Source organism: Acidobacteriota bacterium, from assembly GCA_018001935.1.
Lineage (GTDB): Bacteria > Acidobacteriota > JAAYUB01 > JAAYUB01 > JAAYUB01 > JAGNHB01.
Genome location: JAGNHB010000002.1, coordinates 38,858 through 59,248 on the forward strand (window position 1 = coordinate 38,858; position 20,391 = coordinate 59,248).

The 20,391-nt window shown below is 69.6% G+C and carries 19 protein-coding genes; 13 read left to right on the plus strand and 6 right to left on the minus strand.

Annotated features, from left to right (window positions below; genetic code table 11):
* Window positions 1-25 precede the first annotated feature (25 nt).
* The 3 genes from KA419_01160 to KA419_01170 all read right to left on the minus strand — a co-directional run bounded on the left by KA419_01160 (window position 26) and on the right by KA419_01170 (window position 2,540).
* Window positions 26-1,270, minus strand: a complete 1,245-nt coding sequence (locus tag KA419_01160) for a U32 family peptidase C-terminal domain-containing protein (GenBank protein MBP7864529.1) — start codon at window positions 1,268-1,270, stop codon at window positions 26-28.
* Window positions 1,270-1,458, minus strand: a complete 189-nt coding sequence (locus KA419_01165) for a hypothetical protein (GenBank protein ID MBP7864530.1) — start codon at window positions 1,456-1,458, stop codon at window positions 1,270-1,272. The genes KA419_01160 and KA419_01165 overlap by 1 nt, the downstream gene beginning before the upstream one ends.
* A 233-nt stretch (window positions 1,459-1,691) precedes the next feature.
* Window positions 1,692-2,540, minus strand: a complete 849-nt coding sequence (locus tag KA419_01170) for a hypothetical protein (protein ID MBP7864531.1) — start codon at window positions 2,538-2,540, stop codon at window positions 1,692-1,694.
* 144 nt (window positions 2,541-2,684) lie between these two features.
* Here KA419_01170 and KA419_01175 point away from each other — a divergent pair, with 144 nt between their 5' ends.
* The 13 genes from KA419_01175 to KA419_01235 all read left to right on the plus strand — a co-directional run bounded on the left by KA419_01175 (window position 2,685) and on the right by KA419_01235 (window position 17,859).
* Entirely contained in the window at window positions 2,685-2,906 is a 222-nt protein-coding gene (locus KA419_01175) for a hypothetical protein (GenBank protein ID MBP7864532.1), read from the plus strand.
* Window positions 2,896-3,315, plus strand: coding sequence for a PIN domain-containing protein (locus KA419_01180; protein MBP7864533.1), 420 nt, complete (start codon window positions 2,896-2,898; stop codon window positions 3,313-3,315). The genes KA419_01175 and KA419_01180 overlap by 11 nt, the downstream gene beginning before the upstream one ends.
* A gap of 400 nt (window positions 3,316-3,715) precedes the next feature.
* Window positions 3,716-4,096, plus strand: a complete 381-nt coding sequence (locus KA419_01185; GenBank protein ID MBP7864534.1) for a hypothetical protein — start codon at window positions 3,716-3,718, stop codon at window positions 4,094-4,096.
* A gap of 128 nt (window positions 4,097-4,224) precedes the next feature.
* Window positions 4,225-4,755: a GNAT family N-acetyltransferase gene (locus KA419_01190; GenBank protein MBP7864535.1), complete on the plus strand. Its 531-nt coding sequence runs from the start codon at window positions 4,225-4,227 to the stop codon at window positions 4,753-4,755.
* The gene (locus KA419_01195; GenBank protein MBP7864536.1) at window positions 4,740-5,039 is read left to right on the plus strand and encodes a hypothetical protein; all 300 of its coding nucleotides are present in this window, start codon (window positions 4,740-4,742) and stop codon (window positions 5,037-5,039) included. Before KA419_01190 ends, KA419_01195 begins: the two co-directional genes overlap by 16 nt.
* Window positions 5,040-5,108: 69 nt before the next feature.
* Window positions 5,109-5,624, plus strand: a complete 516-nt coding sequence (locus KA419_01200; GenBank protein ID MBP7864537.1) for a phage tail protein — start codon at window positions 5,109-5,111, stop codon at window positions 5,622-5,624.
* Between the two features lie 122 nt (window positions 5,625-5,746).
* On the plus strand, window positions 5,747-6,250 hold the full coding sequence (locus KA419_01205; GenBank protein MBP7864538.1) for a phage tail protein: 504 nt from the start codon (window positions 5,747-5,749) through the stop codon (window positions 6,248-6,250).
* Window positions 6,251-6,272: 22 nt separating this feature from the next.
* Window positions 6,273-6,815 carry a phage tail protein gene (locus KA419_01210; GenBank protein MBP7864539.1) on the plus strand — a complete coding sequence of 181 codons (543 nt, stop codon included), beginning with the start codon at window positions 6,273-6,275 and terminating at the stop codon, window positions 6,813-6,815.
* 128 nt (window positions 6,816-6,943) lie between these two features.
* Window positions 6,944-13,369, plus strand: a complete 6,426-nt coding sequence (locus KA419_01215) for an Ig-like domain repeat protein (GenBank protein MBP7864540.1) — start codon at window positions 6,944-6,946, stop codon at window positions 13,367-13,369.
* 103 nt (window positions 13,370-13,472) lie between these two features.
* A complete protein-coding gene (locus tag KA419_01220) occupies window positions 13,473-14,222 on the plus strand; it encodes a C39 family peptidase (GenBank protein ID MBP7864541.1) in 750 nt (249 codons plus the stop codon).
* Window positions 14,223-14,602: 380 nt separating this feature from the next.
* Window positions 14,603-14,926: a hypothetical protein gene (locus KA419_01225; GenBank protein ID MBP7864542.1), complete on the plus strand. Its 324-nt coding sequence runs from the start codon at window positions 14,603-14,605 to the stop codon at window positions 14,924-14,926.
* 47 nt (window positions 14,927-14,973) lie between these two features.
* The gene (locus tag KA419_01230) at window positions 14,974-16,560 is read left to right on the plus strand and encodes a hypothetical protein (protein ID MBP7864543.1); all 1,587 of its coding nucleotides are present in this window, start codon (window positions 14,974-14,976) and stop codon (window positions 16,558-16,560) included.
* Between the two features lie 213 nt (window positions 16,561-16,773).
* On the plus strand, window positions 16,774-17,859 hold the full coding sequence (locus KA419_01235; protein MBP7864544.1) for a radical SAM protein: 1,086 nt from the start codon (window positions 16,774-16,776) through the stop codon (window positions 17,857-17,859).
* A 14-nt stretch (window positions 17,860-17,873) separates the two neighbouring features.
* Here the strand turns inward: KA419_01235 and KA419_01240 are convergent, their stop codons facing one another.
* From KA419_01240 to KA419_01250, 3 genes are all read right to left on the minus strand, one after another.
* Window positions 17,874-18,125 carry a hypothetical protein gene (locus KA419_01240; protein MBP7864545.1) on the minus strand — a complete coding sequence of 84 codons (252 nt, stop codon included), beginning with the start codon at window positions 18,123-18,125 and terminating at the stop codon, window positions 17,874-17,876.
* A gap of 177 nt (window positions 18,126-18,302) precedes the next feature.
* Window positions 18,303-19,421 (minus strand): hypothetical protein, encoded by a 1,119-nt coding sequence (locus KA419_01245; protein MBP7864546.1) that lies wholly within the window; start codon window positions 19,419-19,421, stop codon window positions 18,303-18,305.
* Window positions 19,418-20,377, minus strand: coding sequence for a hypothetical protein (locus tag KA419_01250; GenBank protein MBP7864547.1), 960 nt, complete (start codon window positions 20,375-20,377; stop codon window positions 19,418-19,420). Before KA419_01250 ends, KA419_01245 begins: the two co-directional genes overlap by 4 nt.
* Window positions 20,378-20,391: the final 14 nt, after the last annotated feature.

A 20,391-nucleotide genomic window follows, 5' to 3' on the forward strand; every position in this document is an offset into this window, starting at 1 on the left:
AGGAACGCGCTCGACTGCCCCGTGTTCAGGAAGGCCCCGGGCGGCGGCGCAGGATGTCCCCCGGGTCCGCGATCACGTCCAGCCGAACCCCGGCCCGGGCGCCGGAGTGGACGCGTTCGGCCGGGTTCCCGTCGCGGTCGCGCAAGGCGTCCAGGCGGGCCGGGACGCCCCCCCCGGGCTTCAGGACCTCGAGCGGGTCGGCGACGCCGAAGGTGTTCTTCACGTCCAGGGCGGTCCACCCGTCGATCGTCCCGCCGATCAGCCCCAGGTAGTCCTCCCGCTCCTCGCGGGCGTCGGGGGGCTGCCCGGGCGCGTCGTCGCCGGGTTTCCCCAGGTAGAAGTGGCTGGTGTACCCCCGGTTGGGGAGGCGGTCCAGTTCCGCCTGCATGGCCGGCAGGCGTTCGGCGAAAACGTCCGGCCCTGCCCGGAGGGCCTCCAGGGCCCGCCGGTAGACGGAAGTGACCACCGCGACGTAGTAGAGCGACTTGATGCGCCCCTCGATCTTGAGGGCCGACACGCCCGTGTCCGCCAGGCGGGGGAGGAACGGCAGGGCGCAGAGGTCGCGGGAAAAGTAGATCAGCGTCCCGTCGGGCCCCTCTTCCACCGGGAACACCTCGCCCGGCCGGAGCGCCTCCTCCACCTTGTAAGACCACCGGCAGGCGTGGGCGCAGTCGCCGCGGTTCGAGTCCCGGTCCACCAGGTAATGGCTGATGAAGCAGCGCCCCGAGTAGGCCATGCAGAGCGCCCCGTGGGCGAAGACCTCGAAGGGGCGACCCGGGTGGGCCTTTACGATGCCCCGGACCGCGTCGAGGGAGAGTTCGCGGGCCAGGATGATGCGAGCGACGCCGCTGTCGAACCAGAAGGCCGCCGACACGGCGTTGAGGGTGTTGGCCTGGGTGGAGAGGTGGAGCGGGACGCCGGGGGCGTGCCGCTGCGCCAGGCGAAGCGCCGCGGGGTCGGAGACGATGAGGGCGTCCGCGCCGAGCTTCGCCGCGCAGGCCATGGTCTCCCCCATGCCGGCCAGGTCGGCGTCCCGGGGGAAGATGTTCACCGCCAGGTAGACCCGCTTTCCGGCGCCGTGGGCGGCTTCGATGAGCCGGCCGAGTTCGTCGGGGGTGAAGTTGCCCGCCTTGCGCCGCAGACTGAAGCGCTCCAGCCCGCAGTAAACCGCATCCGCGCCGAACCGGAGCGCGGCGAGGCCCTTGGCCAGGTTCCCCGCGGGGCTGACCAGCTCGGGGATGTTCATGGTACGCGCACCCGCTCGAGCCATCAGGGCTTCTCCGGGGCAACGGCGGCGGGGTCGGGGCCGTCCCCCGGCGAAGCATGGCCCGCCCCATCCGGTTCATCCGCTCCCGGGGGCGGGTCTCCTCCCCCGTCGGCGGGGACCGCGTCGACGCCCAGGAGTTCCCGGGCCAACTGGGCGAACCGGGTCTTGGTGTCGCAGATCGGGATTTCCATGAGACGCTCCTTGCAACAAATCTCAGAGCCGCGACCGTGAGGGAGCGGTCCACCCACGGACGAAGCGGAAACGAACCACGGATGAACACGGATCAACACGGATGATCCGGCCGACAAGCTCGCAAACCGTACCTCCGCTCTCTGGCTGGTGGCTCAACCAAAAGCTTAAAAATCCGTTTCCCTTCGGTTCCCGACGGGTTGCCAACCCGTCAGGCCGGGGCCGGGAGCTTGCCTCACGGTTCCGGGGGGCCTGCCGTCCCCGCTCCCGTCCGCCGGCCGGGCCCCGCCCGGTTGGCGGCGACCCGGCGGATCGTCTCCGCGTAACCCTCGCCGGGCACCAGCAGGGGCAGTCCGGTCAACTCCCGCACTTTATCCCGCAGGCCGGCGAGCGGGAGGTTCGCCCAACCCGTCCCCTCCAGCAACCGGTGAAGGAGGATCTCCTGCCCCCAGAAACAGACGGTCTCCGCCGCCGCGTTGGCCTGCATGCGGCGCACCTGGTCGAGGGTGCCCGGCGCGTCGAAACAGCGCCAGATGTCGGCGTACAGGAAATCGACGGGGCTTCCGGGCCGCCACGCCAGGGCGTCGGCCCGCACGATCCCCACCTTGGCCCGGACCGCTTCCGGGAGTTGCCCGAAGACCCCGAGGCTCGTCACCAACTCGATCACTTCCGGGTCCAGCTCCACCACGGTGACCTGCCGGACGCGGGGGTTCAACGCCAGGTTGGCGGCCGCCCAGCCCAGCCCCAGCCCCATCACCGCGACCTTCCCCGCGGCGTGGCGGCAGGCCGGCTCCTGGCTTTCGATCTCCCGGGGGGAAAAGGACATCCAGGTCTCCCAGGCGTCACCGGAACCTTCGGACCGGCGCAGGAGCAGGGGCATCGCGGGGACCGCCCACAACCCGCTGTGGTAGCCGGGCTCCACGTGGAAGGGGCAGGTCGTCACCCGCCAGTGCGCCGTTTCCATCGGCCGCAGGACCGGCACGAACCAGGGGGGGGCATACAGCGGCAGGCCCAGGGCGTCCGCCAGGGCGCGTTCGCCCATCGCCGTCCCGTCGCCTGCCGTGATCGAGCCGTCCACCGCCACCCCGAACCTCCAACCGCTCCTGTCCGCCGTTCCGCCGTCACGGCCGGGGAGGAACATAGCCGGAACCCCCGGAGAAGTCAAGGGGCGGATCTCCCCCTTGCTTTCTACACGAAAAACGTGTACACTGTTTTTGTGGAGGCGATGATGAAGAACATCACCTTGAGTGCGGATGAACGCTTGATCGAGAAAGCCCGCGAGAGGGCCCGCAGGGAACACCGCAGCTTGAACGACGCCTTTCGGAGCTGGCTGGAGGAATGGGCCCAGGAACGTGACCGGGCCGCCCGGTTCGACAGCCTGATGGAACGTCTCGAGGGGCAGTGCGAGGCCGGCAGGCATTTCTCCAGGGATGAACTCAATGAACGCTAGGTTCTTTCTCGACACGAACATCCTGGTTTACACCTTCGACCCGACGGCGCCGGAAAAGCGTCGCCGGGGGCGGGAACTGGTCGGTCTCGCCCTCCAGGGACGCGGGTGCATCAGTTGGCAGGTGGTGCAGGAGTTTTGCCACGTCGCGCAGTGCCGGTTCCTCAAGCCGATGGACAGGCTCAGCCTCGGGGAGTACCAGCAAGAGGTTCTTTTCCCTCTCTGCAAGGTCTGGCCCGACGAGACCCTCTACCAGGACACCCTGACCGTCCAGGCGGACACCGGCTTTTCGTGGTCCGACAGCCTCGTCGTCGCCTCGGCCTTGAGGAGCGGTTGCCCCTGCCTGTACACCGAGGACCTGCAGCACGACCGGAGATACCGCGGGGTTCGCATCATCGACCCCTTCCGTTGACCCGCGGCCTCTCACCAGGGGTACGGCACCTATATCCTTGTCGTCGTCTGAAAAGCCCTTTTCTCTCACAGAGGCACTGAGGCACGGAGTAATCATAAAAATTGTTGATTCTATTAAATCCAAAATGCATTTCTCCGTGCCTCTGTGCCTCTGTGAGATCCGAATCCGGGCTTTTTGCGGGACAGTCATCCTGGAGGGCCCCTCAACAAGTACCACCGCTCCCCGGGCGATGGTCAAACAACGGATTTCATAACATGTTACCATTCGATTGTCGATGGGTCCCCAGGCTCATCCTCCTTCCGAATCCACCCGCCCTACCCGTGCATCCATGAATTCACTTGCACAAGGGACGAGATGGGTACAAAATGAAAATACTAAATCAGGGTGAGGGGAAGCCCCTATGACCAGGAAGGACTTTCTCAGGTTGCTGGGTTTGAGCGCGGCGGGGTTGTTCGTTCCGGGGAAGCTGCTCGCGGCCGACCCCAAGCCGACGGCGCCCCCCGGTGACGCGGTGCCGGCGGGCGGGCGGCTGTTCAGGGGGACCGCGGACGGCCGGATCCTCCAGTCGCTGGACGGGGGGAAGGTTTGGACGCTCCACGCCGACTTGGGCGAGACCAACGCCGTGCGGCGCATCTACGTCGAGGACGGCCTGACCCGGGCGGAAATCAGCTCCCCGGGCGGTACCTTCGTGCTGACGCTGCACCCCAAGGGCAAGGCCTGGGTCGTGCTGGCACCCGGTCAGAAGTTCGCCCCCCCGGCGTCGGACACGATCCTGAAGTAGACGGCGGCCCCGGTCCGACCGGCTGCAGGCGGGCCCGGCGCCGCACGGCCGGGCTTTTACCCCGAAAGGGGCGCCGGAGCGGGGAAATCGTGAGAATCGGAAGAGACCGTGCGTGAAGGGAATCAGCCATGGATGACGTGACGCTACGCCCCATCACCGACGCCGATCGGGAGTTCCTGCTTCGGGTCTACGCCGGTTCGCGCCGGGAGGAGATGGCGCTCTCCGGGTGGGACGAGGACCGGATCGCCGCGTTCCTCGCCTGGCAGTTCCAGCTCCAGCACGACCAGTACGTGGCCAACTACCCGGGGGCGGAATTCGACGTGGTCCTGGCGGGCGGCGTCCCCGTCGGCCGGCTTTACGTGCACCGCCACCCGGACGAGATCCGCATCATGGACATCGCCGTATTGCCGGAGCACCGGGGCCGGGGGATCGGCGCCCGCCTGATGGCCGGCCTCGTCGCCGAGTCCGACGCGCGCGGCGTACCCCTGGGCCTGCACGTGGAGACCCTGAACCCGGCAAGGGACTGGTACCGGGTCCTGGGCTTCCGGGAAGGGGAGCTGCGGGGCGTTTATTACTACATGGAGCGCGCGCCCCGGGGTCGGGTCGAAGCCGGCGAGAGGGCGGCGACGCCAAGGGAGTGCGAATGCTCGAGCACCTGACCCGGGACAGCTTCACCCCCCACCTGAACACCCGTTTCGAGATCCGATCCCGGGACGGCGGGGCGGTGGAGGTGGAACTGGTGGAGGTGACCGGAATGCAGACCGCGGCTTGCGAGGCCTTCTCGCTCCTCTTCCGTGGGCCGCTGGCGCCGGTCCTGACCCAGGACACCCACCGGGTCCGGCACGCGGCCCTGGGCGAGTTCGACCTCTTCGTCGGCCCGATCCACTCCGGGTGGACCGACGCCGTGTGCTACCAGGCGGTCTTCAACCGGCTGCGGCCTTGAGGGGGCGGCCGGGGGACGTTCCTTTCACGAAATCCGCAGGCGGTTTCGCCGCGTCAAGGGAGGCAGGACATGGACGGATTCATCGGGGAGATCAAGATGTTCGGCGGCACGTTCGCCCCCCTGTACTGGCGTTTCTGCGACGGCAGCCTGCTGTCCATCGCCGAATACAACGCCCTGTACGCCCTGATCGGGACCATCTACGGGGGGGACGGGGTGAGCAACTTCCGGCTGCCGGACCTGCGGGGCCGGCTCCCGGTGCACCAGGGCGAGGGCCCCGGCCTGACACCCCGGAGCATCGGCCAGGCCTTCGGCACGGAGACCGTCACCCTCGCCGCCGACCAACTGGGGGGCCACACCCACTCGCTCTCCGCCAGTGGGAACCCCGCAGGGCAGACCACGCCCGGCGGGAACCTCCCCGGGCTGACGGGGGTGAACCTGTATACCACGGGCACGTCCGCGCCCGTGAGCATGAACGCCGCGTCGGTGGCCCCCGCCGGAAGCGGCCAGCCGCACGACAACCTGATGCCGGCCCTGTGCGTCCATTTCATCATCTGCTGCGAGGGGGTTTTCCCGACGCGGCCCTGACGTCGAGACGCGCCCGGCCGGGCGAGGCGGCGAAGCCCGGCGGGGAGGGGCGGGATGCCGTCGCGGCAAGGTCTTTGGCACGACGAGCAGTGAAGCATAGACCCTCGAAACGGGAGGAAAGCATGGCGGATCCGTTCATTGGCGAAATCAAACCCTTCGCTTTCGATTGGGCCCCGCGGTACTGGTCGACCTGCAGCGGTCAGGTGCTCCTGATCAGTCAGAACACCGCCCTGTTCAGCCTGCTGGGGACCACCTACGGCGGCAACGGCCAAACCACGTTCAGCCTGCCCGACCTGCGGGGCCGGGTGCCCATTCATTTCAGCGGCACCTACACCCAGGGGGCGGCCGGAGGCACGGAAACCGTCACCCTGACGGCGGGCCAAATCCCCCAACACTCGCATTCCCTGCGGGGGAGCAACACCCAGGGGGTGACCAACAGCCCCGCCGGGAACGCCTGGGGGGGGATCGACGTGAGCAACCCCGTCTACACCGCCGCGGCCAACCCCGTGGCCATGGCCGCCGGGGCCCTCGGCGCCGCCGGCGGCAACGCACACGGCAACGTGCAACCGTCCCTGGTCCTCAACTTCTGCATCGCCCTGACGGGGATCTTCCCCTCCAGGAACTGATGCCGGCACAAGGAGACACACGATGGCGGATGCATTCATCGGGGAAATCCGGATCATCGGCTTCAACTTCGCGCCGAAGAACTGGGCCGCCTGCAGCGGGCAGCTGATTCAGATCCAACAGAACACGGCGCTTTATTCCATTCTCGGCACCACCTTCGGCGGGAACGGCTCGACGACCTTCGGCCTGCCCAACCTGCAGGGGCGGGCCCCCATGGCCGCCGGAAGCGGGCAGGGGCTGACTCCCCGCGTTCCGGGAGAGGTCACCGGTTTCGAGACGGTCACCGTGACCAACGCCCAACTCCCGGCCCACACCCACCCCCTGGTCGGCCAGGACCTGCCGGCGGACCGCAAGGACCCTGCCGGCGCCTACCCGGCGAGAGGGGCCAAGGCGGTGGGCCCGTCCCTCCGCCCGGTGAACGCCTACCAGACCCTGGCCCCGGCGGACGTGATGGCCGCGTCCGCCGTCGGGCCCGCGGGCGGGAGCCTCGCCCACGCAAACCTGCAGCCGTACCTGGCCATGAACTTCTGTATCTGCCAGTACGGGCTCTATCCGATACGGTCTTGACGGGGCGCTCCCCGTGTGCCGGAAACCGGTTCGGGGCCCCGGCCGGAACGGCCTGAGGCCCAAGCAAGGGAAGGACCACCGGCAGCGGCCGTGATCGCCGGTTCGAAGCGAAAGCCGCGGAGGGCATCATGAAACCCAGAATCGCAGTTCTCCTGCTTCTCCTGATCGTCGCCCTCCCGGGGGCGGGAGGCTTGTCCCGCGCGGCCACGCTGACCGTGACCAGCACGGCCGACAGCGGGGCCGGCTCCCTCCGCAACACCATCGCCGCCGCCGCGTCCGGCGACACCCTCCAGTTCGGTTTCGCCTCCGGCACCATCACCCTGACCTCGGGGTCGCTGACCGTCAACAAGAGCCTGACCATCACCGGCCTGGGGGCGGACAAGCTGACCGTCAGCGGGAACAGCGTCTCGCGGGTCTTCGACGTCACGAGCGGGACGGTCACCCTGTCGGGGATGAAGATCACCGCGGGCCATGTCTCCGGCTACTACTCGGGCGGCGCGAACGGGGCCGGCCTCCGGGTGGCCGCCGGGGCCACGGTGACTGTCGACGCCTGCTGGTTCCTGTCCAACACCGCCAACTACGCCGGCGAATTCGACCCGTGCGGCGGCGCCATCTACAACCAGGGCACCCTGACCGTGACCGCCGGCACCTTCTCCGGCAACAGCGCCTGCGGCGGCAGCGCCGTCGCCAACGACGGGACCGCCGCCTTCACCAACTGCACCTTCAGCGGCAACAGCGCCCAGTTCGGCGGGGCCGTCCTGAACCTCAGCGGGACCACCACCCTGCTCAACTGCACCGTGGCGGGCAACACCATCGTCGCCAACGACAACGGCGGCGGCCTGAACCTGTACAACGGCTCCATCGCGCTCAGGAACACCCTCGGCGCCCAGAACAGCGCGGCGGTGGGCAACGCGCGGGTCGACCTGGACGACAACTGGGGCGGGACCGGCACCTTCCAGTCCCAGGGCTACAACCTGGTGGGCGACCTGGGGCAGTACGCCTTCAGCGGCAACACCACCGGCGACCGTTACGGGGACCCCCTCTCCTCCACCACGCCCAACCCCGGCGCCGTCGAATCGGGGACGGCCATCGACCCGCTCCTGTCGGCGCTGGACACCGGCCTGGCCCAGGGCGGCACGACCCCGACCCGCCCCCTGCAGTCCGGCAGCCCCGCCATCGACAACGGGACGGCCGCCGGCGCCCCCGAGAAGGACCAGCGGGGGTACAACCGCAGCGGCAACACCGACATCGGGGCCTTCGAGTTCAACGGGACGCTGCAGGACCCGACGACGACGGCCCTGACATCCGCCCCGAACCCCTCGGCCTGGGGGCAGTCCGTCACCCTGACGGCCACGGTGACCTCCTCAGGCGGGACCCCCACCGGGACCGTCACTTTCTTCGACGGCGCCGCGAACCTGGGCACGGGCGCCCTCAACGGCAGCGGCGTGGCTGCCCTGACCACCGCCGCCCTGGCCGTCGGCACCCACGCGCTGACCGCGACGTACAGCGGTTCCACCGGCTTCGGCGCGTCCACCTCGCCCGTGCACAGCCACGCCGTGAACCCCTTGCCCACCGCCACCGTCGTGACCGCAGCCCCCAACCCCTCCCTCTTTGGCCAACCGGTGACCATCACGGCCACGGTGAGCGCCGCGGCGGGGACGCCCACGGGAACGGTCCAGTTCACGGCGGACGGCGCCAACCTCGGCGGCCCGGTCCCCCTCTCCGGCGGGACGGCGTCTCTCGGCACCTCCAGCCTGTCGGTGGGGGGACATCCCGTGTCGGCCCAGTACCTGCCCGACACCCCCGCTTTTGCGGGAAGCACCGGCTCCCTCTCCGGCGGCCAGACCGTGAACAAGGCGAACACGTCGACGATCCTGGTCTCGTCACAGAACCCGTCCCGGTTCGGCCAGTCGGTGACCTTCACGGCCACGGTGACGTCGGTCGCGCCGGGAGGGGGAGTACCGTCGGGAACGGTGACCTTCACGGACAACGGGGCCTTCCTCGGGAGTGGAACGCTCAACGGGAGCGGAACGGCGACCTTCACCACCGCTTCGCTGGGCGTGGCGACGCACCCCATCCGGGCGGAGTACGCGGGCAGCGGCAGCCACAACGGGAGCCTGTCCTCCCACCTGAACCAGGTGGTCCAGCCGTCGGCTTCCTTCACGAGCTTGGCCGCTTCGCCGAACCCGTCGGTATCGGGCCAGCCGGTCAGCTTCACGGCCACGGTGACCGCCGTGGCCCCCGGGGCGGGGACCCCCTCCGGGACCGTGACCTTCCTGGACAACGGGAGCGCCATCGGGACCGGGTCGCTCGACGGGAGCGGGACGGTCACTTTCAACACGTCTTCCCTGGCGGTGGGAACTCACCTCGTCATCGCCCAGTACGGGGGTGACGCCGCCTTCGACCCCAGCCCGTCGACGCCGCTCACCCAGACGGTCCAGAAAGCCGGCACGACAACCGCCGTGACGTCGATGCCCAACCCGTCGACCTACGGGCAGCCGGCGACCTTCACCGCCACGGTGACGGCCGTGGCGCCGGGCGCCGGGACCCCCACCGGGACCGTGACTTTCCTCGACGGCGCCGCGACCCTGGGGACCGGGACGCTGATCGGCGGCGTCGCCACCTTCAGCACTGGCGCACTGGCCGTGGGAGCGCACACCGTGACGGCGCGCTACGACGGCGACGCCTTGTTCGAAGCGAGCACCTCGCCGGTCCTCTCCCAGGCCGTGAACCAGGCCGACACCACCACCGGACTCGCCTCGGCGCCCAACCCGTCCCGTTACGGCCAGTCGGTGACCTTCACTGCCACGGTGACGGTGAACGCGCCGGGCGCCGGGACACCCACCGGAACCGTGACCTTCCACGACGGCGCCACGACCCTGGGGACGGGGACGCTGGCCGGCGGCGCCGCCACGTTCACCACCGCGGCGCTGGGCGTCGGGCCCCACACCATGACGGCCGTCTACGTCGGGGACGCGTCCTTCAACCCCAGCACGTCGACACCCCTCACCCAGACCGTCCAGAAAGCGGACACCACCACCAGCCTGGGCGCGGCGCCCAACCCCTCGCGCGTCGGCCAGCCGGTGACCTTCACCGCCACGGTGACGGTGAACGCGCCGGGGAGCGGGGCCCCGACGGGGACGGTGACCTTCCTGGAGGGCGCGACGACTTTGGGGACCGGAACGCTGGCCGGCGGCGCCGCCACCCTCACCACGGCGGCGCTGGGCGTCGGCCCGCACACCGTGACGGCGCGCTACGACGGCGACGCCGCCTTCAACCCCAGCACCTCGCCGGCCGGGACCCAGACGGTTCAGAAGGCCGACACCACCACCGGTCTGAACGCGGCGCCCAACCCGTCGGTGTACGGCCAGGCCGTCACTTTCACGGCCACCGTGGCGGTCACGGCCCCGGGCGCGGGGACCCCCACTGGGACGGTGACCTTCCTGGAGGGCGCGACCACCCTGGGGACCGGGACGCTCTCGGGCGGCACCGCCACGTTTACCACCCCGGCGCTGGGCGTCGGGCCGCACACGGTGACGGCACGCTACGACGGCGACCCATCCTTCAACCCCAGCACCTCGGCGCCCCTCGCCCAGGACGTCCAGAAGGCGAACACCACCACCGGCCTGAACACGGCGCCCAACCCGTCGGTGTACGGCCAGGCCGTCACCTTCACGGCCACCGTGGCGGTCACGGCGCCGGGCGCGGGGACGCCCACGGGGACGGTGACCTTCCTCGACGGCGCCACGACCCTGGGGACCGGGACCCTGTCGGGCGACACGGCCACGTTCACCAACCCGACGCTGTCGGTGGCAACGCACACGGTGACGGCTCGCTACGACGGCGACGCCGCCTTCAACCCCAGCACGTCCTCCGCCGTCAACCAGACGGTGGACAAGGCCGAAACGACAACGGCCCTGGTCTCGGCGCCCAACCCGTCGGTGTTCGGCCAAGCGGTGACCTTCACGGCCACGGTTGCGGTGAGCGCGCCGGGGGCGGGGACGCCGACGGGGACGGTGACCTTCCTGGAGGGCGCCACCACGCTGGGGACGGGGACGCTGTCGGGCACCACGGCGACCTTCACAGCCGCGACGCTGGCGGCAGGGCCACACGCGGTGACGGCGCGCTACGACGGCGACGCCGCCTTCAACACCAGCACATCCTCCGCCGTCAACCAGACGGTGAACAAGGCGGACACCGCCACCGCGCTGACCTCCTCCCCCAACCCGTCGGTGTTCGGCCAGGCGGTGACCTTCACGGCCACCGTGACGGCGGTGGCGCCGGGGACGGGGACGCCCGCGGGGACGGTGACCTTCCTTGACGGGGCGACGACCCTGGGGACGGGTGCCCTGGCCGGCGGCACGGCCACGTTCACCACGGCCGCGCTGGCGGTGGCGACGCACCCCGTCACGGCGCGCTACGAGGGCGACCCGTCTTTCAACACCAGCACGTCGACGATCCTGGACCAGGGGGTCCAGAAAGCGGATTCCACCGCGGCGGTGGCGTCGTCCGCCAACCCGTCGGCGTGGGGGCAGAGCGTGACCTTCACGGCCACGGTGACGGCGGCGGCGCCGGGGGCGGGGACGCCCACGGGGGCGGTGACGTTCCTGGACGGGGCCGCGACCCTGGGGACCGCCGCCCTGGACGGGAGCGGGGTCGCCTCCTTCTCCACCAGCGCGCTGGAGGTGGCGACGCACCCGGTGACGGTGAGCTACGGCGGGGACGGCCACTTCAACGGCAGCACGTCGGGGGTGCTGTCCCAGGTGGTGAACCCGGCCGGGACCGCCACGGCGCTGGCGCTCTCGGCGAGCCCGGTCTGCGAGGGCGAGCCGGTGACCTTCACGGCCACCGTGACGGTGACGGCGCCGGGGGCGGGGACGCCCACGGGAACGGTGACGTTCTACGACGACGCCGTGTCCCTCGGCACGGGGACCCTCGACGGCGCCGGCACGGCCGTGCTGACCACGGCGGCCATGGCTCCGGGGGCCCGCACCGTGAGCGCGGCCTACGGCGGGGACGCCCATTTCGGCGCGAGCACCTCGCCGGGGGCGGGCCACACCGTCAACCCGCTGCCCACGCCCCTCATCACGGGGCCGGCCACCGTCTGCCTGGGGTCGGACGTGACGCTGGACGCGGGAGCGGACTACGCCGCGTACCACTGGTCCCCGGGCGGCGAGACGACCCGGGCCATCACGGTGTCGCCCGCGGCGGCGACGGCGTACACGGTGACAGTCACCACGGCGGCCGGCTGCACGGCCACCTCCCCGGACCACACGGTGACGGTCCTGAGCGTCACGGAGATCACGGCCATGCCGCTACCCCGGACGATCTGGGCCGGCCAGGCCGCCACGCTGTCCGTCCTGGCGTCGGGCGAGACGCTCCACTACCAGTGGTACCGCGGCGTGGCGAGCGATGTGTCCGAGCCGGTGGGCGGGGACGCGAACACCTTCACCACGCCCGCCCTGGCCGAGACCACGCCCTACTGGGTCCAGGTCACGGGCGGCTGCGGGCCGGCCGACTCGGTCACGGCCTGGGTCACCGTGCGCCAGGTTGCGTCGCACGCCGTCGTCGATTTCGACGCGAACGGGATCAGCGACGTCTTCTGGCGCAACGACGTGCAGGACGTCACGTCCGCGTGGTTGCTGGAGAATGACGGGGCCATCGTCGGGCTCTACCTGGGCGGGTCCGGCGACGGTGTCTGGGAGGTGAAGGGCTTGAACGACTTCACCGGCGACGGGCCGGACGACGTCCTGTGGCGGAACCGCTTCTCCGGCGAGCTGTCGATGTGGATTCTCGGGAAGGGCGGCGTCGTCGCGGACGAGTCCCCCGGGGAAGTGGACCCGGCCTGGCAGATCGTGGGGACGGGGGACGTCAACGCCGACGGGATGGCGGACCTCTTCTGGCGCAACGACGAACTGGGGCTGCTGTCCCTGTGGTTCATGGACGGTGCGGCCGTGAAGGGGTCATTGGATCTCGGCGGCGTCGGGTCCGTGGACTGGCAGGTGGTCGGCACCGCCGACTTCGACGGCAGCGGGACCGCGGACCTCTTCTGGCGCCACGGGCCGACGGGCGCCCCGTCCATCTGGCTCCTGAACGACCGCGGGTTCGCCGCCGACGTGTCCCCCGGGCCCATGGACCCGGCCTGGCACGTGCTGGGCTTCGGGGACGTGGACCGGGACGGCTGCGCCGACGTCCTCTGGCGGAACGCAGAGACGGGGGCGCTGTCCCTGTGGTTGATCAACGCAGGCGGTCTCCAGCGGAGCATCGACATGGGAACGGTGTCCGACCTGAACTGGAAGGTCATGGGCGTCGGCGACTTCAACGGGGACGGTCGGGCCGACCTGCTCTGGCGGAACATGACAACGGGGACCCTGGCGTTCTGGTACCTGCACGAGAAGGGAATCGTCGGCAACCCCTCGCCCGGGGCGGCCACCCCGGACTGGCAGACCCTCAACCACGTCATCCTCAACGTCTTCCCGGCCGGAGGGGGCAAGGGCGACGGCGCGCCGCCCCCCCCCGCCCCGGCCGCCGAAGCGGCGCCTCTGCCGAGGTGATCGCCGGGCGAGAACCGGCCCCCGAAGTTGAGGGCCCGTGGGGAGCGGGAAGAGGGAGGTGCGTCGGCACACCCGCTCGAACGCCCGCCGAAGGAGCCGCGACATGTTCCTCGCACGATTATTCCTGGCCTGTGCCGCCGCTTTCGCCGGGGTTGCCGCGGCATCTCCCCCGGGCACCGGGGCGGACCCGGCCGGAACCCCTCCGGCAGCCCCGCAACCGGCGCCCGCCAAAGCGAAAGCGTCCGCACTTCCCTACTACTCGACCCTCGACTTCGAGAACCTGCCGCTTCAGGAAGGGCTCTGCCACCTTCCCGTGACCGGCTGGCAGCAGAGCACCGACTACACCTGCGGCCCCGCGTCCGTTCTCAGCCTGCTCCGCTACTGGGGCCTCGTGACGGAAACCGACCCGAAGATCCTCACGAAGATCGAGAGGCAGTTGGCGGCGGAGATGGGGTCGAACATGACCTGCGGGACCACGCCCGAGGCCATCCTGGCCTGGTTCCAGGCCCACGGGATTGCCGCCGCCCTCTTCGAGCAGGACGCGGAGCACAACGACACGGTGACCCCCTACTGGGCCTGGTTCGCCCTGAAAGACCGTCTGCGCGCCGGGGCCCCCGTGCTGGTGGAGTGGAGCGACTGGGGCGGCCACTGGGTGGTGGCCAAGGGTTTCGACGACCGCGGGACGGCGGACTTCGCCGACGACGTGATCTTCTTCGCCGACCCCTACGACCGGCACGACGACCGGATGGAGGGGACTACGATCTTCAACATGGAGCGGTTTTACTGGATGTGGTACGACGCCCGCCTTTTCGGCCGCTATCGGGCCCGCATCCACATCGTCCCCGGTTTTTAGGCGCTTCAGCGGCTGCGTTTTTACCCGCAGGTTGTCAATCCCGGTTGACTTCCCAGGCCACTTTCACCGGGCAATGTCCCCGAAAAAGCGAAGCCCCTTCAACGTGGAATCGTTGCCAGGTCACGCAAGATCGTGGGGTCGATCTCATGAAACGCCGACCGGGAACACGATTTGCGGCCCATGCCGTCTTCCTTTGCGAGCTTGGCGCCCTGGCGAGAATCGATCCGGATCGAGATCTCGCCAGGCGCAAAGCTCGCGAAGAAATCTGAACTCTGTCCTCCCTGTTCGTGTATTTCGTGTATTCCGTGGTCCTTTCTCCGGTTTCCCCAGTCAGGGCCCCTGTGGTATAATCCAGGAAAATTCTGCGCAAGGAGTGTGGCATGGCGTACACCTTCGAGGAACTCAAAGGCAAGTCCGTGGCGGAGCTGCGCGAGATCGCCAAGACCATCCAGCACGAGGCGGTCCAGGGCGCCACCCAGATGAACAAGGAGCACCTGCTGGCCAACCTCTGCAAGGCGCTGCACATCGACATGCACCACCACCTCCACGTGGTGGGCATCGACAAGACGTCCGTCAAGCGCGAGATCCGCGAGCTGAAGAAGCGGCGCGACGACCCGGCCGCGGCGAAGAGCCGCGCGGAGATGCGGAAGATCCACCGGGAGATCCACGAACGGAAGCACAAGCTGCGCCGCGCCATGATGTGACGGCTTTTCGCCGTGCCGCCGGCACGACGGTCCATCGGAATCTGCGCATGATCAAAACCGGACGATGGTTTCTGGCTGGCGTGTTGCTCTGGGCGGCGGGTTGCCTCGCCCCGGCGCAGGGCGACGCCCCGGACGAACTCTCGCGGCTGAAACGGGAAATCGAGGAACTCAAGCGACGGGACGCGGAGAAACAGCGGGTCATCGAGACGCTGACGAAGCGGCTCGACGCCCTGCAGGCGGCCCTGGGCGCCCCAGTCGCCGAGCCGGCCGCCCTCTCCCCGCCGGGAGAGGGCTCGCCGCCCCCCCGGGGTCACGACGCCGACGAGCCGGCGGAGGGCTGCACGCACGCGGGCCACGACCACGGGAAGCCCGGGGACGACGAAACCGCCTCCCCCCGCCGGATGGAGATCGCCCTGGACGTCCAGGCCGCGGTGGGGGGGTCCACCCGGCCCGACCCGGAAATCCCCCTGATCGAAGGGGGCGGCCACGACCCGGACCGGCGGGGTTTCACCTTCCGCCTGGCCGAGCTGGCCTTTGCCGGCAACGTGGACCCCTGGTTCCGGGTGGAGGCCTATCTCACGGCCGCGATCGACAGCCGGACCGGCGAGACCGGGGTGGAACTCGAGGAAGCTTTCGCCACCACCGCGTGTCTCCCGCGAGGGCTCCAGGTCAAGGCCGGGCAGTTTCTCACCGAGTTCGGCCGGTCCAACCCCACCCACCCCCACGCCTGGACCTGGCTGGACCAGCCGATCATCAACACCCGCGTCTTCGGTCCCGACGGCATGCGCGGCCCGGGGGCGCGCCTGTCGTGGGAGGCGCCTCTGCCCTGGCGTTCCCGGCTCTTCCTGGGGGTGCAGAACCCGTCGGGCCAGACCATGGTCAGTTTCCTCGGGGACCCCGGGGAGGCGGCGGAAGACCCTGACGCCCCCCGCCGGCCCCTCGCGGTCCGCCCCGGGTTCCCGGGCCTTGCGGCGGCACGGCACGGGGGTCACGCGTCCGGGGCCCCCGGCGGGTGGCCGGTCGTTGACCGCCCGATCGGCCGCCTCCGGGACCTGGTCTACCTCGTCCGCTGGGACAACGCCGCCGAACTCGGCCCCAACGCCGTCCTGAAGGGCGGAGGGTCCTGGCTGCGCGGCCCCAACGCCACGGGACCGGAGGCCGGCACCGACATCTGGGGCGTGGACGCGCTGCTCCACTGGCACCCGGACCATCACGGCGGGGGCGGCCCCGCCTTCACGCTGACGGGCGAGGGCATCCGCCGGGCCTACACCGCCGCCGCGTCGCTCGCCGCGGACGGGCACGGGGGACTGGTTTCCCTGCCGGAGACCACCCTGGTGGACTGGGGGCTGAACCTTCAGGGAGTGTTCACCTTCCGGAAAGGGCTGGCGGCGGGGCTGCGTGTCGAGTACGCCTCGGGGAGCCACGACGGGGTCATCCCCCGGGAGGCGGACCCGCTCCGCGCGGACCGCCTGCGCCTTTCCCCGCTCTTCTCCTGGAGCCCGAGTCACTTCAGCCGGTTCCGACTCCAGTACAACTACGACCGGTCCGACGCCCTCGACCCCCGGGACTCCCACTCGGTGTGGCTGGGCCTGGAGTTCATGCTCGGTGGGCACACGGCCCACGAAGAAGACTGATGGGGCCGCAAAAAGTCGCGAAAGGGAGATTTCCCGCGAATAACACGAATATACGCGAATTTATAACACGAATAATATCTAGTAGTTTTTGAATTCTGATTCGCGTTTATTCGCGTGATTCGCGGGCAAAATGCGACTTTTTACGGGGGTGTCAAGACTGACCCCCTCGCCCCGGGAACCGTTGCCGCCCCGGGGCGTGAAACGGAGGGACCCGTGAACGGGAGAAACCGGCGTGAATTGCTCCGGGATTCCATCGCCCTGGCCCTGGCCGGTCTCGGTCCGGCCGGGTTCGGCGGGTGCCGGGAAGCGTCTCCCGGCCAGCCTGCCAGGGGCGACGCGAACGGCGGGGAACGGGAGGGGAACGGGGGCGGCCCGGCCTTCCAGCCCGCCTGCCTCGCCCTCCACCGCCGCGGTGAACTGAAGCGGCGGGGCGAGCAACTGTGGCAGTCCATGAAGCACTGCCGGCTCTGCCCGCGAGAGTGCGGCGCCGCGCGGCTCGACGGACAGGCGGGCTTCTGCGGGGCCACCACCCGGCTGGACGTCGCCTCCCACTACCCCCACCGGGGGGAGGAACGGCCCCTGTCGGGGAGCCGCGGGTCCGGGACCGTTTTCCTGACCCACTGCGGGCTGCGGTGCGTCTTCTGCATCAACTGGGAGATCAGCCATGGCGGCCAGGGCACGCCCTGCCGGGTCCCGGACCTGGCGGCCATGATGCTGGACCTCGAGCGGCGGGGCTGCCACAACCTCAACCTCGTCACCCCCACCCACTACGCCCCCCACATCCTGCTGGCCCTGGACGAGGCGGCCGGGAAGGGACTCCGGCTGCCGGTGGTCTACAACACCTGCGGCTGGGAGCGCCTGGACGTTTTGAAACTCCTGGACGGGGTGGTGGACGTCTACCTCCCCGACTTCAAGTACGCGGACGCCCGGCGGGCGGAGCGTTACTCCGCCGGGGCCGGGAGCTACCCCGAGGTCACCCGGGCCGCCCTGCGGGAGATGCACCGCCAGGTGGGGACGGCCCGGCCCGGCCCGGACGGGCTGATCCGCCGGGGTCTCATGATCCGGCACCTGGTCATGCCCGGCGGGGCGGAGGACTCGATCCGGGTGGTGGACTGGGTGGCGGACCACCTGCCGGCGGACACCTACCTCAACCTGATGTCCCAGTTCACCCCCGTCTTCAAGGCCGCGGAGTACCCCGAGATCGACCGCCGGATCACCCGCGCCGAGTACCACGCCGTGGTCCGGCACGCGAAAGACCGCGGCCTGACCCGCCTCGAGATCCAGGGCTACCCGCGCTGAACGGAAAGAAACCTTCACGAAAAGTGAAACCGGGGAAGATGGCCGAAGCCGGGTCCCTCTACCGGAAGGAACTGCTTTCCGCCGTTCAGAAGGGGGACCACCTCGATCGAGCGGTCGCCGCTCGGGACCCTTTCGGAGCCCTGTCCGGCCAGGATCGTCAGACGCGACGCCCCCAGCTCTTCCGCCGCCTCGGTCAGGGCCTTGATCTCCCGCCGCCGCGTGTCCTCCCCCTCGAGGGCGCAGGCCACCTGGACCAATTCCTCCACCCCGGTGCCGCGCCGGATCAGGAAATCGACTTCCCGGTCGTTGCGAGCCCTGTAGTGAATAACACGAATATACGCGAATTTATAACACGAATAATATCTATTGATTGTTGATTTCTGATTCGCGTTCATTCGCGTGATTCGCGGGTAAGATGCGACTTTTTGCGGGGGTGTCAATTTTCACCAGCCGGGCAGGTGTTTTTTGAACACCTTGGCGGCCAGGTTCAGTCCCCTGTCCCTCGCCGTGTTGCCGTAAAGCGGCTGGGCGGTGAAACCGTGCCACTCCTGGCCTGGCCTCCGGTTCAGCCCGGATTCCAGCCCCCAGGCCAGTCCGGCCAGGAGCGGGCCTCCCAGGCAAAACACGACCCAGAGCGGCAATACGGGATGGTAGACGTACAGGGTCGCCAGGGAGAGGACCAGGCAGACCAGGCCGGCATTCAGAACGGAAAGCCGCCGGGACCGGGCGCCCCAGGCAAGCAGGACGAGGGGGAACAGCACGGTGGCCGCGATGGAGAAAAGGGAATACCAGGGCCCGGGGCCGTCCGCCAGGGCCGCCAGGGGCCCCCGGGGATGAAGGGAGGCGTTGGGGTTGAAGAGCCATCGCTCCTCGAGGACGTACCGGTTCACGGCCGCATAGATCGTCACCAGGGACGTCAGCAGCAGAATCCCCCCGCTCTCGCGCCGGGTCGCCGACGCCCCGCGTCGAAGGAAGCCGCTGCCCGCGCCCAGGAGCAACCCGCCGAGGAACCAGGCCCCGGGATGGCCGACGGACAGGTGGATCTGGAGGAAGAACGCGGACACCGCCAGGAGGGTGAACAAGCCGCGACCCCATCGCCAGGCGGCCAGGCCGAAGACGACCAGGCCGGACACACCGGACAGGTTCGACGGTCTCTCCACGTTGAACCACCCCAGTGAGGCGACGAGGCCGCTCGCGAGGAACAGGGCCCCCCAGAACTGGGCGGCCAGGACCATGCCCTCCTTGCCCAGGCCGCTTTTCCGGTCCAGCCGATCGCCGTCCAGGCACAGGACCGTTCCCAGGAGAATCAGCGGAAAGGCCGGTTCGAGCCGGTCGAGCGCGACGAACGTCAGCGCCCCCGTGCCGGCCAGCAGGAGCAGGCTGCCCAGGGTGACCAGCAAAAAGAAAGCGACGGTCAGGATGACGGAATCGGGGGGGCCTCCGTCGGGATAGCGCGCCAGGATCGCCTGGAGGGTGTCCGAAGACAGCGCTCCGGCCTCGTGCCAGGCCCGGGCCGCTTTCGTGACCGCCCGGTTGAACGCGAGACGCGGATCGGGTTTCATGGCTCCTCCCCCATTTTGTGAACGGAGAAGATCAGCAGAGCGAGGGCTCCGATGATCACCGGGGACACCACGTACCGGAAGACGTCCCCCGTCAGCACCAACGCGAGCAGCCGCAGGACCCCAACACAGAAAACGAGGTAGCCCATCACGAAATCGACCGGGACCCGGCGCCGGATCCCGGCAAGGGACGTGACCGTGCCGGCGGCCAGGAGCAGCAGGAGCCAGGGCAGGTAACCGGACGGGTCGTACGTGCCCGACATCGCCCCGGTGGACAGGAGAAAGAAGCCGCCCCGTTCCCACACGGATGCGAAGTGCGGTTTTCGTTTCAGACGGCGGGACAGGAAACCGACCAGCAGGAAGAGCGCCCCCAGGAGGGATGCATTCCAGCGGAAGTCCACGAGGGACAGGTTCTCCCGGAGGGAGAGAGAGGGGATGACGGCCGCGCCGCGCCAGGCCGCCAGGGCGGAGAGCCCCAGGGAGAGGGCGGTGCAGGAGTCGAAACGGTAGGCGGCCCAGAGGTCGATCAGGCCGACGGCCAGAAGGTAGACGGGCCACCGCGTTCCGGCCAGGTGGAACGTCGCTTCCCCATAGGCCAGCGCGGCGGCGAGGAGGAGCAAGCCGAGCTGCAGCACGAAATCGAGGGAGGTGACCGGGGTGGGGGTCTCGTTCCAGGTGAACGGGGCCGCCTTCCGCCACACCCAGGCGATGCAGGCCAGCGCGGCGGCCGCGATGACGAGCAGGACCGGCAAAGCCCCGAGCAGCGTTTTGTTTTCCGCCATGAACAGGCTGGCCCCGGAGGCCGTCAGGGTTATCCCGATCCCCACGACCAGGCGCAACTCGGTCTGCACCGAAACGAGCCGGCCGGCCGCCACCCGGCGGAAGCGATCCGCCTGGGCCGGGTCCAGGACACCGTCGTGTTCCAGTTCATCGATGGCCGTCAACACTTCGTGATTCATCATTCCGCCATGGG

Coding starts and splice junctions, on each gene's coding strand:
- KA419_01160 (MBP7864529.1), bottom strand. CDS start 1,270: ATGGCTCGAGCGGGTGCGCGTACCATGAACATCCCCGAGCTGGTCAGC.
- KA419_01165 (MBP7864530.1), bottom strand. CDS start 1,458: ATGGAAATCCCGATCTGCGACACCAAGACCCGGTTCGCCCAGTTGGCC.
- KA419_01175 (MBP7864532.1), top strand. CDS start 2,685: ATGAAGAACATCACCTTGAGTGCGGATGAACGCTTGATCGAGAAAGCC.
- KA419_01180 (MBP7864533.1), top strand. CDS start 2,896: ATGAACGCTAGGTTCTTTCTCGACACGAACATCCTGGTTTACACCTTC.
- KA419_01185 (MBP7864534.1), top strand. CDS start 3,716: ATGACCAGGAAGGACTTTCTCAGGTTGCTGGGTTTGAGCGCGGCGGGG.
- KA419_01190 (MBP7864535.1), top strand. CDS start 4,225: ATGGATGACGTGACGCTACGCCCCATCACCGACGCCGATCGGGAGTTC.
- KA419_01195 (MBP7864536.1), top strand. CDS start 4,740: ATGCTCGAGCACCTGACCCGGGACAGCTTCACCCCCCACCTGAACACC.
- KA419_01200 (MBP7864537.1), top strand. CDS start 5,109: ATGGACGGATTCATCGGGGAGATCAAGATGTTCGGCGGCACGTTCGCC.
- KA419_01205 (MBP7864538.1), top strand. CDS start 5,747: ATGGCGGATCCGTTCATTGGCGAAATCAAACCCTTCGCTTTCGATTGG.
- KA419_01210 (MBP7864539.1), top strand. CDS start 6,273: ATGGCGGATGCATTCATCGGGGAAATCCGGATCATCGGCTTCAACTTC.
- KA419_01215 (MBP7864540.1), top strand. CDS start 6,944: ATGAAACCCAGAATCGCAGTTCTCCTGCTTCTCCTGATCGTCGCCCTC.
- KA419_01220 (MBP7864541.1), top strand. CDS start 13,473: ATGTTCCTCGCACGATTATTCCTGGCCTGTGCCGCCGCTTTCGCCGGG.
- KA419_01225 (MBP7864542.1), top strand. CDS start 14,603: ATGGCGTACACCTTCGAGGAACTCAAAGGCAAGTCCGTGGCGGAGCTG.
- KA419_01230 (MBP7864543.1), top strand. CDS start 14,974: ATGATCAAAACCGGACGATGGTTTCTGGCTGGCGTGTTGCTCTGGGCG.
- KA419_01245 (MBP7864546.1), bottom strand. CDS start 19,421: ATGAAACCCGATCCGCGTCTCGCGTTCAACCGGGCGGTCACGAAAGCG.
- KA419_01250 (MBP7864547.1), bottom strand. CDS start 20,377: ATGAATCACGAAGTGTTGACGGCCATCGATGAACTGGAACACGACGGT.